This window comes from Bradyrhizobium sp. MI1.10 (genome assembly GCF_055811035.1).
This window is the reverse complement of sequence record NZ_JBVVPN010000002.1, coordinates 50,296-62,236: the sequence shown is the minus strand read 5'-3', so window position 1 is coordinate 62,236 and position 11,941 is coordinate 50,296. Positions and strand designations below refer to the sequence as shown.

Here is an 11,941-nt window from a genome sequence, read left to right as displayed (position 1 = left end):
GCTCGCCGCCACCGCCGCGCCTGTTCTCCCCCGCCGGCGCCCCCCAACGGGGGCCCACCCGCCCCGCGGGGGGTGCGGGCCCCACCCACCCCCGTGTCTTAAATGGGGGGGCGGCGGGGCGCGCGGCCCCACGACAGCCGCGATGTGTTCACCCGAACAGCGTATCCGCCAGCAGCTTCAAGTTCAAAACCACGATGATGCCGGCAACGATCCACGCGATCGCCGCGACCCACGCCGGGATGACGAACTTGCCCATCTTGCGGCGGTCGGAGACGAAGCGGACCAGCGGGATGACGGCGAACGGCAATTGCATCGACAGCACGACCTGGCTGAACACCAGCAGATCAGCCGTGCCGCGCTCGCCGTAGATCGCGGTGACGACAATCACGGGAACGATCGCGATGCCGCGCGTCAGCAACCGGCGCGCCCAGCTCGGCAGGCGCAGGTCGAGAAAGCCTTCCATCACGATCTGTCCGGCGAGCGTCGCCGTCACCGTTGAATTCAGGCCCGAGGCGAGCAGCGCCACCGCGAACAGCGTCGAGGCGATGCCGAGGCCAAGCAGCGGAGACAGCAGCTCGAAGGCCTGGCCGATCTCGGCCACGTCAGAATGGCCGCTCTTGTGGAAAGTTGCGGCAGCCACGACGAGGATCGCGGCATTGATGAACAGCGCCAGCATCAGGGCGACGGTCGAGTCCGTCGTCGCCCATTTGATCGCCTCGCGCCGGCCGGTATCGTTGCGCTCATAGGCGCGCGTCTGCACGATCGAGGAGTGCAGATAGAGATTATGCGGCATCACGGTGGCGCCGATGATGCCGATCGCGATGTAGAGCATCTCGGGGTTGGTGAAGATCTCGGTCTTCGGCACAAATCCCTTCAGCATCTCGGCCACCGGCGGTGCTGCCGCGGCAAGCTGGACCGTGAAGCAGACTGCGATCACGACAAGCAATGCGATGACGAAGGCTTCGAGGAAGCGGAAGCCACGGTTCATCAGGATGAGCAGCAAAAAAGCATCCAGCGCAGCGATCAGCGCGCCGCCGATCAGGGGAATGCCGAACAGGAGTTTTAGCGCAATTGCCGTGCCGATCACCTCGGCGAGATCGCAGGCGATGATCGCCGCCTCGCAGGCGATCCAGAGCAGGAAATTCACGGCCGGCGAATAGGTCGCACGGCAGGCCTGCGCGAGATCTCGGTCGGTGACGATGCCGAGCCGCGCTGCCAGCGACTGGAGCAGGATCGCCATCAAATTCGAGAGCAGAATGACCGAGAGCAGCGTGTAACCGAACTTGGACCCGCCTGCGAGGTCGGTCGCCCAATTTCCGGGGTCCATGTAGCCGACCGAGACCAGATAGCCCGGGCCGACAAAGGCGAGCAGGCGCCGCCACCACACCCCCGCGATGGGGAGGGCGACCGAGGCATTCACCTCCGCCAGGCTCTTGGTCGCAGGCGCATCATTGCGCCAGCCGGCGGCGTCTCGGGTCAGATCGGGAGAGCGAGCATCCATGGGGCGAGAATACCGAAGTCGAGCCTTATTGCAACTCATTTGCAACTGCATCTAGCCGCATCGGTCCCTCGGCGGCCGCTATGTGCCGCCCCTGTCGGGAAGCGGGTGGGTTTGGCGGCCTTCCGAGGCAGATACTCGGCGCCAACCCGACTTTGCAGGAAATGAGCCATGTCAAATCCGCTTCGCCTCCCCGAGACATTCAACCGCCTCGCCTGGTCGAACCTGGCGGCACAGTCGGCCGAACAGATCGCGCTGGCCGCGGCCCCCATCGTCGCGGTGCTGACGCTCGGCGTCGCCGAAGGCCAGACCGGCCTGCTCCAGACCGCGCTGACCCTACCCTTCGTCCTGTTCGCCATCCCGGCCGGCCTGCTGGCCGACCGCATCTCCCGCCGTTCGCTGATGGCGGGCGCCGAGGCGCTGCGGGCCGCGGCCCTTGCAGCGATCGTGCTGCTGCTCGCGCTCGGCGCGCTCAACCTGCCGCTGCTGGCGCTGCTCGGCTTTGCCGCCGTGTGCGGCACCGTCGTCTACAGCGTGGCCGCGCCGGCACTGGTGCCCTCGCTGGTGAGTTCGGACCTGTTGCCGGCGGCCAATGCGCGGATCGAGCTCGCACGCACCATCGCCTTCGCCAGCGGGCCTGCGCTTGGTGGCGCGCTGGTGGGGTGGTGGGGCGCGAGCCCGGCCTTCGGCTTCGCGGCCGCGCTCTCGGCTATCGCCGTCGTGCTGCTCTCCGGCATCTACGAGCCCGCCCGCACGCCGGCGCCACGGCGGCATCCGCTCCAGGACATCCGCGAGGGCGCGGCCTTCGTGTTTCATCATCCGCTGCTGCGGCCGGTCTTCATCACCCAGTTCATCTTCAACATCGGATGGTTCCTGCAGATCGCGGTGTTCGTGCCCTACGCCGTACGTCACCTCGGCCTAAACGCGGTCGGCGTCGGCACCGTGCTGACGATGTACGGTGTCGGCATGGTGATCGGCGCGCTGTTCGCCACGCGCGTGATGAAGCGCGTCGCGTTCGGCACGGTGGTCGGCCTTGGCCCCGTCACCGGCTTCGTCGCCGCAATGGTGATGGCGCTGACGGTGCTGGTCCCCTCCCCCTGGCTTGCCGCCTTGAGCTTCTTCCTGCTCGGCGTCGGGCCGATCCTGTGGGTGATCTCGACCACAACGCTGCGCCAGTCGGTGACGCCGCCTCGCCTGCTCGGCCGCGTTTCCGCCATCAACATCATGAGCTACGGCGCCCGCCCGGTCGGCTCGGCGCTGGGTGCGATCGTCGGCGGCCTCTGGAGCGCGGAAGCGTGCCTTTATCTCGCGGCGGCGGTGTTCGGCGTGCAGGCGCTGGTGATCTGGCTCTCGCCCGCGGTGGCCCTGGACCGGCAGCCCGACATGGTGGGCGATGAGGTGGTGGCGCGGTGTTAGGCAGTTTCTCCGCCGTCGTCCTGGCGAAAGCCAGGACCCATTACCCCAGGGAGCAGTTTGGCAAAAATCGCCAACTATGAGTCTTCGCAAAACTGCAGGCGGTGGTTATGGGTCCTGGCTTTCGCCAGGACGACATTGGGGGGCACCGCGGAATTTAATTCGCCAGATACCGCTCGTAGCTCCCTGTCACCGGCTCGCTCGCATCCACCTCGGGATCGAGCGTGTAGAGATCCTGCGCGCGGCCGATGCCGCGCAACGCGTAGCGGCCGGTGGAGACGAGATAGCGGCGGCCGGCGGCATCGAGGCCCTTGTAGAACTCCGCCGAGGCCAGCAGCTCGCGATCGACCGAACGGCTCATCGAGGCGATGCGACTGACCTCGTTCACGGTCGGACCGACCACGGTGAAGTCAAGCCGGTCCTCGCTGCCGATATTGCCGTAGAAGACCTCGCCGACATGCAGGCCGATATAGGCGGACGTGGTGGGACGGCCCTCGGCGCCCCGCCGCAGATTGAGCGCTGCAACGTTCTTGCGGAATAGATGCTCGGCGCGCAGCGCCGCGCGCCGGGCATACGCCATGTCTTCGCCGGTGAACATCGCGAGCACGCCGTCGCCGATCAGCTTCAGCACGTCGCCGCCGGCGTCGTGGATGGCATCGATCACGGCCTGCGCGTAGTCGTTCAGGAACGGGATGATCTCGTCGGGGCCGATGCTCTCGCTGATTCCGGTCGAGCCGCGCAGATCCGAATACCAGAGCACGGCGTTGATGCGCTCGGTGACGCCGCGCGAGATGCGTCCGCTCAAGACCTGCTCTGAGGCATCGCGTCCGAGATAGACGCGGCCGAGCGTGCGCGCGATGTCGACCTGCTGCGCCGACTTGATCGCGAGCCCCAGCACCGGCACGAGATCGCGCAGCGCGGCGAGCTCGCCTTCGGCGAAGCCGCTGTCGCGTCGCGTTGTCCAGGAGGAGTAGAGGCAATCCATCTGCCCGAGCGCTCCGGTCTCCCCGAAGCGATGCACAAAGGCCAGGAAATGGCGGTGACCCGTTTCAGCGAGCTCGCCGATCTGCGAGAAATCGAGCGAGGGCGCGTCGGCAAGGTCGATCACCATCTCGTCGTGACCATGCTCGAGCAAATGATAGAACACCGAGCGGCGCCAATTGTTGGCCGCGTCGCCCTCGGCCGTCGAGCCGTATTCGACGACGTCGCTCTCGTTGGTCGGCGTATCGCTCCAGCGGAAGGCGCGCCCCTCGTAGATCGGGTGCAGCGTATCGATGACGACAAGCCCACGCGAGAGTTCCAGCCCCTCGGCGCGGCAGCGCTCGCAGAAGCCCCGCAGCAGTTCGGGTTCGGGCAGGCCGGTGAGCCCCTGGCCGGCCAACCAGTTCATCAGCGCAAGGCGCGAGGTCAATTGCATGCGCCATTATGCCGTGCATTCGTGACGAGCGAAAGGCGGCGCGCGGAGCTTGCGGCGCCAAGGCTCCCGCTCGCGGCCAAGGCTCCCGCCCGCGGCAGGTCGCATATGTCGCGGACGCTGTTGACGTCCTCCCGCCTCGGGCGCAAATGCGAATGATGACACGGCCGATTAGAAATACGGGGATATGAGCCAGCGCCAGCTTCCGATCATCCTGGCGCTCGGTACCACGCAGACCCTGGCCTGGGCCTCGAGCTACTATCTGCCGGCGCTGCTTGCCGATCCCATGGCGCGCGATCTCGGCATCTCCTCCAACTGGGTCTTTGGCGCGTTCTCGGCCTCGCTGGTGATCTCTGCGCTGCTCGGGCCACGCATCGGGCGACAGATCGATCTGGTCGGCGGCCGGCAGGTCCTCTCGGTGTCGAACCTGACGATCGCCGCCGGTCTCGTTCTGCTCGGCCTCTCGCAATCAGTGGCGGTGATGGCGATGGCCTGGCTCGTGCTCGGCATCGGCATGGCGATGGGGCTCTACGACGCCGCCTTCGCCGCGCTCGGCCGCATCTACGGCACCGAGGCGCGCAGGCCGATCACCGGCATCACGCTGATGGCGGGCTTCGCATCGACCGTCGGCTGGCCGCTCACCGCCTGGGGCCTTGCCCATATCGGCTGGCGCGAGACCTGCTTCGCCTGGGCCGCGGCCAATATCCTGATCGGCCTGCCGCTCAATTTCTTCGTGCTGCCGACGATCAAGGGCGCCAGGCAAGCTAAGGCGGCGGCAGAGAAGCCGCATCTGCCGCTCGACCGCACCATGATCCTGCTCGCGTTCGTCTTCGCCGCAGTCTGGACTGTCACCGGCGCGATGGCCGCGCATTTCCCGCGCATCCTGGAGACCACCGGCGCGACGCCGGTCGAGGCGATCGCGGCCGGTGCGCTGATCGGCCCCGCGCAAGTGGCCGCGCGCGTTCTGGAGGCAGGCTTCCTCAGCCGCTTTCATCCGCTGTGGTCGACGCGGCTCGCCTGCCTCACCCACCCGATCGGCGCCGTGGTCGTGGCGATCTTCGGCGGCGCCGCGGCCAGTGCGTTTGCGCTGTTCCACGGCTCCGGCAACGGCATCCTGACCATCGCGCGCGGCACGCTGCCGCTGTCGATCTTCGGCCCCAAGGATTTCGGCTATCGGCTCGGCATCATTGGCGCGCCGGCACGGATGGCGCAGGCCGTCGCGCCGCTGGCCTTCGGCCTCCTCATCGACGTCATGGGCGCCAAGGTGCTGATCGTCTCGTCCGCGCTCAGCCTCTCGGCGCTGGCCGCGCTGTTCATGATCCGCGCGCAACCGCGGCCGGATTGACCGGGCGGGAGCTTTCGCGCACAAGCGGAGCATGACCGAAGACACCCGCCCGCCCCGCACATTCAAAGGCCTCTTGCGCTGGGCGACCACGCCGCCACAGGCCTGGGGTGTCTATCTCCTCGCCATCATCCTGGTCTGGCTGATCTCCTTCTACGCCGGCTCGCTGAAGCCGAAGAAGGCGCCGGACGCGAGTCCGCCCGCCGTGACCGCACCGCGCAGCTAGGCCGGCTTGGTTTCACTGGTCGCGATCCAGATGCCGGCGAACACGGCGACCAGCCCGATCAGGAGATTTGGCGTGATCGGCTCGCCGATCAGCAGCGCGGCGAGCAAGGTGGCGGCGATCGGGTTGACCGTCATCGTATTGGCGACCCGGGTCGGTGTCGCGCGCGCCAGCGCCATGACCCAGAGGATGAAGGCGAGCGCGCCGCCGCCGATGCCGAGATAGATGCCGGCAATCCACTGCCCCGTCGTGAACTGCCCGAGCGCTGCGAAACTCCCCTTCACCAGACCCGCCAGCACCAGCACGGCGGCGCCCGCGCCCATGCCGACCGTGAGAAAGCCGAGCGGACTGGAGCGCTGCATCAGCGGCCGCGACAGCACGTTGTAGAACGCCATGCAGAACACGGCACCGGTCATGATCAGCTCGCCACGCCAGGCCTCGGGCGGGCTTTGCGCCAGGCCCGCGGCCAGCGCCGCCGCCACGCCGAGCACCGCGATGCCGACACCGATGATCTTGCGCGCCGTCAGCCGCTCGACGCCGAGGATGGCGCCGACCACCATGGTGTGGAGCGGCAGCGTCGCCAGCGCGAGACTGGCGCGCGCGGCGGTCGTGTAGGACACCGCGATGTTGTAGAGGATGAAGAACACGCCGAAAAAGCAGATGCCGAGCAGCGCCACGGCCGGCCAGTCGGACCGCTGCGGCCAGCGCACGCCGAGCAGAAGCGCGCACGGCAGGAGGCAGAGAAAGCCGATCCCCCAACGCAGGATCGCGAGCAGGATCGGATCGGCGCCGCCGACCAGATAGCGGGTGATCGCCGCGGCCGTGCCGCCAAGGCTGCTCGACGCCAGCGCGATCGCAACCCCGGCCCACTCACCCACAATCGTCTCCCGTTGCGGAGCTTGTCGAGGGCGCTAGCACGCCCCTGCTGCCACCGTAGTGGCAACAGGGGCGTCTCGGGAAGCTAGTCGTAAAACTCCGGCGACATCTTCTGGCTGTCGCGCTGGATCTTGTCGTGGTTGATCCAGAGCTGCGCCTTCTCCTTGCCGAGCGTGTCGGCAATCTTCTGCATTGAGGCCGCGCTCTGGTCCTTGTTGGCGTTCATGCTGGGCACACGGCGGTTGTCCCAGTTGTCTTTGAAGTGCACCGCATCGCCCGACAGCACCACGGCGCCGGTCTTCGGCAGCTTCACCAGCAGCGACTGGTGTCCCGGCGTATGGCCGGGCGTCGACAGGATGGTCACGCTGCCGTCGCCGAATACGTCCTTGTCGCCCGCAAGCAGCTCGACCGGATGCGACGGCTTGAATCGCGGCTCGTTGTTGGCACCGGGCCAGTCATACTCGGCCTTCTGCACGTAGAGCGTGGCTTGAGGGAATAGCTCGACATTGCCGGTGTGGTCGGGATGGGTGTGCGAGACGGCCATCATCTTGACGTCACCGGGCTTGAGGCCGAGCTGTTCGAGCTGGGCGGCAAGCGTCTTCGGCCGCCGCCAGGTCACCGCCTTGGGATCCGCGGGCGCAAGACCATTCGGCATCGCGGCGACTGCGTCGGCGATGCCGGTGTCCCACAGGAACCAGCCCTTGGCGTGCTTGACGAGATAGCAGCTGTCGACGAAGTCCATCGTCTTGCCTTCGTTGAGGCCGGGCGTCCACCGCGAGATGTCGCCGGCGGTGCCCTCCCCGCAATTGAGCACGTAGAGCTTTTCGACACCGGTCTTTTCCGATTGCGCCAGCGCCGCATGGCCGGACAGAGCGAACGCGGCGACGGCGAGAGCGAGCGTGATCCTTGACGTCATTGGTTCCTCCCTTGCAGCCATTGTCGGCTGTGACCGAGGATCAACCCCGGCCGGTTCGGCAGAATTCCCGCAGACCGCTTCAATGCGGGCAGGTCTCGACCTCGACGGTGACATGGCTGAGGCCCTTCAGCCCGGCGAGCCGCTTCTTGTAGACCGCCGGCTGCTTCGGCTTGTCCGAGACCACCGACACCAGCACGGCGCAATGGCCGGGACCGACCTGCCACAGATGCAGATCGGTGACGCGGTCGTCCCCGATCTCCATGCGCGCCCGGATCACACGCTCGAGCTTCTCGTCGGCGCGCACATCGAGCAGCACCGCGCCCGATGTCTTGATCAGGCCGAACGCCCAGCTTGCGATCACGGCACTGCCGATCAGGCCGACCGCCGGATCGGCCCAGGCCCAACCCGAATACATGGCGACCACGAGCGCGGCGATCGCCAGCACCGAGGTCGCTGCGTCCGCCATTACGTGGACATAGGCGGCGCGGAGATTGTTGTCGTGGTGGTGATGATGATGATCGTGGTCATGATCATCGTGATCATCATGCGCATGGCCATGATGGTGGTGATCGTGGCTGTCGCGGAGCAGCCAGGCACTGGCGAGGTTGACGCACAGGCCGAGGGCAGCGACCGCGATGGCCTCGCCATAGACGATCGACACCGGCGTGAACAGCCGCAGCACGCTCTCATAGGCGATCTCGACCGCGATCAGGCCGAGGATGACCGCGCTGGCGAAGGCGGCGAGATCGCCGAATTTGCCGGTGCCAAAGCTGAAATGCGAGCTCCCCAGGTGCCGCCGCGCAAAGCGATACGCGAATGCGGCAATCCCCAGCGCCGCTGCATGCGTGCCCATGTGCCAGCCGTCGGCGAGCAGCGCCATCGAGCCGAACAGCGAGCCGGCGACGATCTCGCCGACCATCATGACCAGCGTCAGCACGACCACGAGCCAGGTGCGCCGCTCGTTCTCGTCGTGCTTGTCGCCCAGAAAGGCGTGGTCATGGGTCCATTGTTCGATGGAATGGGAATGCATCGCAAAGTCTCCGAAAGGTCCGGGCCGTTGACCCCTAATATAGACCTGCGAGTCTTCTGGGCAAAATCGCCGGAATGAGCCGATTGACAGGTAGGTGCCGTTTCGGTGTAATGAAGGCCATGGGGATTTGAGCGATCTCCCCACGAGGCGACATGCCCAAGTATCGCGTCCCGTTTCTTCTTACGAGGGCGCATCATGTCTTCCTACACGACGATATCATCTGAAAAAATGGCACGGCTGATCGGCACGGCGAATGCGCCTGTCCTGATCGATGTGCGCACCGACGAGGATTTTGCCGCCGACCGGCGGCTGATCCCGGGTTCGATCAAGCTCAGCCACGAAAATGTTCCCGACTGGGGCGCCAACTTCGCCGGCCGTTCCGTGATCGTCTCGTGCCTGCGCGGCGAAAAGCTCGCGCAGGGCACGGCGGCCTGGCTCAGGCAGCTCGGCGTGCAAGCCGAGACGCTGGAGGGCGGCTTCGAAGGCTGGAAGGCGGCAAAACTGCCGCTGGTCGACACCCGCAAGCTGCCGCCGCGCGACGCCAAGGGGCGAACCGTCTGGGTCACGCGGGCGCGGCCCAAGGTCGACCGCATTGCCTGCCCCTGGCTGATCCGCCGCTTCGTCGACCCTACGGCCGTGTTCCTGTTCGTGGCGCCTTCGGAAGTAGCGGCCGTCGGGCAACGCTTCAACGCAGCCCCCTTTGACATCGAGAACGTGTTTTGGAGCCACCGTGGCGAGCTCTGCACCTTCGACGTGATGATCGAGGAGTTCGGGATTGCCGCGCCGGCGCTGCTCCGGCTGGCAACGCTGGTGCGCGGCGCCGACACCGGGCGGCCCGACCTTGCGCCGGAGGCGCCCGGCCTGCTCGCAGCTTCGCTCGGGCTGTCGCGGATGTATGATGACGACCTCGAACAGCTCGAAGCCGGCATGCTGCTCTACGACGCCTTCTATCGCTGGTGCCGTGACGCTACGTCTGAGACCCACAACTGGCCGACCAACAAGGCGAAGGCTTGATGGATACGCGTACGATCGAAGCAGGAGCTGATGCCGGTCACGGCGTCAGCTTCAGTGAAGCGTTTCGCGTCTGGCTCCGTGTCGCCTGCCTGAGTTTTGGCGGGCCCGCGGGCCAGATCGCGGTCATGCACCGCATCCTGGTCGAGGAGAAGAACTGGATCTCGGAAGCCCGTTTCCTCCACGCGCTCAATTACTGCATGCTGCTGCCGGGCCCGGAGGCGCAGCAGCTCGCGACCTATGTCGGCTGGCTGATGCATCGCACCGCCGGCGGGCTGATGGCTGGCGGTCTGTTCATTCTGCCCGGCATCATCGCCATCATGGGCCTGAGCTACGTCTACGCCGCCTACGGCAATGTCAGCTTCGTGGAGGCGCTGTTCTTCGGCTTGAAAGCCGCCGTGCTCGCCATCGTCGTCGAGGCCGTGGTGCGGGTCGGCAAGCGCGCATTGAAGAACCGCATCATGATCGCGCTCGCCGCGATCGCCTTCGTCGCGATTTTCTTCTTCGCGATCCCCTTCCCGGTCATCATCATCGCCGCCGGCATCATCGGATATATCGGCGCCAAACAGGGCCGTCCGGAATTCGCGCCGGCCGGTCACGGCTCTGCCGGCAGCAGCGCCGTGATCGACAGCATGCTCGGCGACGCTGTGCCCGAACATGTACGCCCCAACACCGCGCGCGCGATTCGCGTCGGCGCGCTCTGGCTTGCGCTCTGGCTGGTGCCGGTGATCGCGCTGTTGCTCGCTGTAGGACAAGACAATGTCTTCAGTCACATCGCGCTGTTCTTCTCGAAGATGGCGCTGGTCACCTTCGGCGGCGCCTACGCAGTGCTGGCCTATGTCGCCCAGCAGGCGGTCGAGCATTATCACTGGCTCAAGCCGCACGAGATGCTCGACGGTCTCGGCATGGCCGAGACCACGCCGGGCCCGCTGATCATGGTGCTTCAGTTCGTGGGCTTCATGGCCGCCTACCGCGACGCCAGCGGCCTGTCGCCGATGCTCGCGGCCACGCTCGGCGGATTGCTCGCGACCTGGGTCACCTTCACGCCCTGCTTCCTCTGGATTTTCGTAGGCGCCCCTTACGTCGAACGGCTGCGCGGCAACAAGGGCCTCGGCGGTGCGCTCAGTGCCATCACCGCTGCCGTCGTCGGCGTGATCCTCAACCTCTCGATCTGGTTCGCGCTGCACACGCTGTTCCGCGACACCGTGCCGGTGCACACCCTCCCGTTTGCCTTCGACATGCCGGTCCTGACCAGCGTCGATATCCCTGCGCTCGTGCTGTCGATCGCGGCCGCAACCGCGATCTTCCGATTCAAGCTGGGGATGTTGACGGTGCTGGCCGGCAGCTGCGCGGCTGGTGTGGCGCTGCGGCTGGCGGGGGTGATTTAGGACGCGGAGTCATTGGTTCGTCGCGTCCGGTTTGCCAATGGAAGGCGTCACTAAGCCGTCAGAGTTGCATGGCGGCTGCTATCGACCACAAGCCGGCATCGCTGCCGCTAACTCCGTGGCCCCGGCTGCGGTGGCGACGGTTTCGTTTCCGGCTGCTGCGATGACGTAGCGGGGGGTTGCTGCTGCTGAGCATTGACCGGCTGCTGATCGCCGCCACCATGCGGGACACACGTCCCAACGTTGCTCAGCAGTCGTTTGGCTTCGACATCGCGAGCTTTCTTGTAGTCCCTGCGCCGGTCGATCCTTGCCGCAGCCATGCGATCCCACGCCTCGAAGGCATCAGCGTAGTGCTGTCGCATTTGCTCTTCTGCGGCGAGACAATCACTGAACTTGTCGAACACAAGATCGGTGTTGACGGGCGAGACGCCGCTTACCAAAACCACCAGCATCCATTTCATAGCTTCTGCCTGCGTTCGCCCCGCTCACGGGAACGACGAGGCCTTGGCAAAGTTCCCAGCGGCTTTGCAAGCCCGCCGGCTGATCCATCGAGGTGGGCAGATGGATCTAGCTACAAACTTCAACACTTTCGTTGACCGAGCCGAACGACTTCCGCTCTGCCCTCAAAAGCTAGCGTCTCTCGGCACGCGCCTCGGGCGAAAGCCGTCACCCTCGCCTCCGCATGCCCGTCGGGCAAAACAGCCGACCACTTCCGCCACACTTCCTGTCAAGCCCACCTCGCAAAATATTCCGCTTACCGAAATTCGGATTTGACGTACAAGCGACACACCCTGGCCCGAGACGAGGGGCGGATCGCGATCGTCACGAACCGC

General features: G+C 66.2%; 11 protein-coding genes. 5 read left to right on the top strand and 6 right to left on the bottom strand.

Annotated elements, in window-relative coordinates; translation table 11 throughout:
- Window positions 1–148: 148 nt before the first annotated feature.
- On the bottom strand, window positions 149–1,501 hold the full coding sequence (locus tag AC0L3K_RS02370; RefSeq protein ID WP_007603415.1) for an Nramp family divalent metal transporter: 1,353 nt from the start codon (window positions 1,499–1,501) through the stop codon (window positions 149–151).
- A gap of 168 nt (window positions 1,502–1,669) precedes the next feature.
- On the opposite strand from AC0L3K_RS02370, the gene AC0L3K_RS02365 reads away from it, so the two are divergent.
- Entirely contained in the window at window positions 1,670–2,914 is a 1,245-nt protein-coding gene (locus tag AC0L3K_RS02365) for an MFS transporter (protein ID WP_473365453.1), read from the top strand.
- Window positions 2,915–3,068: 154 nt separating this feature from the next.
- On the opposite strand, the gene AC0L3K_RS02360 is transcribed toward AC0L3K_RS02365, so the two are convergent.
- Window positions 3,069–4,328 (bottom strand): adenylate/guanylate cyclase domain-containing protein, encoded by a 1,260-nt coding sequence (locus tag AC0L3K_RS02360; RefSeq protein ID WP_219684701.1) that lies wholly within the window; start codon window positions 4,326–4,328, stop codon window positions 3,069–3,071.
- A gap of 184 nt (window positions 4,329–4,512) precedes the next feature.
- Between AC0L3K_RS02360 and AC0L3K_RS02355 the strand changes: the two genes are divergently transcribed.
- Both AC0L3K_RS02355 and AC0L3K_RS02350 read left to right on the top strand, forming a co-directional pair.
- Entirely contained in the window at window positions 4,513–5,670 is a 1,158-nt protein-coding gene (locus AC0L3K_RS02355; protein ID WP_473365452.1) for an MFS transporter, read from the top strand.
- A gap of 31 nt (window positions 5,671–5,701) precedes the next feature.
- Window positions 5,702–5,893: a hypothetical protein gene (locus AC0L3K_RS02350; RefSeq protein WP_354128887.1), complete on the top strand. Its 192-nt coding sequence runs from the start codon at window positions 5,702–5,704 to the stop codon at window positions 5,891–5,893.
- Here AC0L3K_RS02350 and AC0L3K_RS02345 read toward each other — a convergent pair.
- From AC0L3K_RS02345 to dmeF, 3 genes are all read right to left on the bottom strand, one after another.
- Window positions 5,890–6,768 (bottom strand): DMT family transporter, encoded by an 879-nt coding sequence (locus AC0L3K_RS02345; RefSeq protein WP_354128886.1) that lies wholly within the window; start codon window positions 6,766–6,768, stop codon window positions 5,890–5,892. The two genes, AC0L3K_RS02350 and AC0L3K_RS02345, sit on opposite strands and share 4 nt — an antisense overlap.
- An 83-nt stretch (window positions 6,769–6,851) precedes the next feature.
- Window positions 6,852–7,682, bottom strand: coding sequence for an N-acyl homoserine lactonase family protein (locus AC0L3K_RS02340; RefSeq protein WP_473365451.1), 831 nt, complete (start codon window positions 7,680–7,682; stop codon window positions 6,852–6,854).
- 79 nt (window positions 7,683–7,761) lie between these two features.
- A complete protein-coding gene (dmeF, locus tag AC0L3K_RS02335; protein WP_354128884.1) occupies window positions 7,762–8,712 on the bottom strand; it encodes a CDF family Co(II)/Ni(II) efflux transporter DmeF in 951 nt (316 codons plus the stop codon).
- A gap of 195 nt (window positions 8,713–8,907) precedes the next feature.
- On the opposite strand from dmeF, the gene AC0L3K_RS02330 reads away from it, so the two are divergent.
- Window positions 8,908–9,726: a chromate resistance protein ChrB domain-containing protein gene (locus AC0L3K_RS02330; RefSeq protein WP_473365450.1), complete on the top strand. Its 819-nt coding sequence runs from the start codon at window positions 8,908–8,910 to the stop codon at window positions 9,724–9,726.
- Window positions 9,726–11,111, top strand: coding sequence for a chromate efflux transporter (gene chrA / locus AC0L3K_RS02325; RefSeq protein ID WP_473365449.1), 1,386 nt, complete (start codon window positions 9,726–9,728; stop codon window positions 11,109–11,111). The genes AC0L3K_RS02330 and chrA overlap by 1 nt, the downstream gene beginning before the upstream one ends.
- A gap of 107 nt (window positions 11,112–11,218) precedes the next feature.
- On the opposite strand, the gene AC0L3K_RS02320 is transcribed toward chrA, so the two are convergent.
- Window positions 11,219–11,569, bottom strand: coding sequence for a hypothetical protein (locus AC0L3K_RS02320; protein WP_007603407.1), 351 nt, complete (start codon window positions 11,567–11,569; stop codon window positions 11,219–11,221).
- Between the last annotated feature and the right edge of the window lie 372 nt (window positions 11,570–11,941).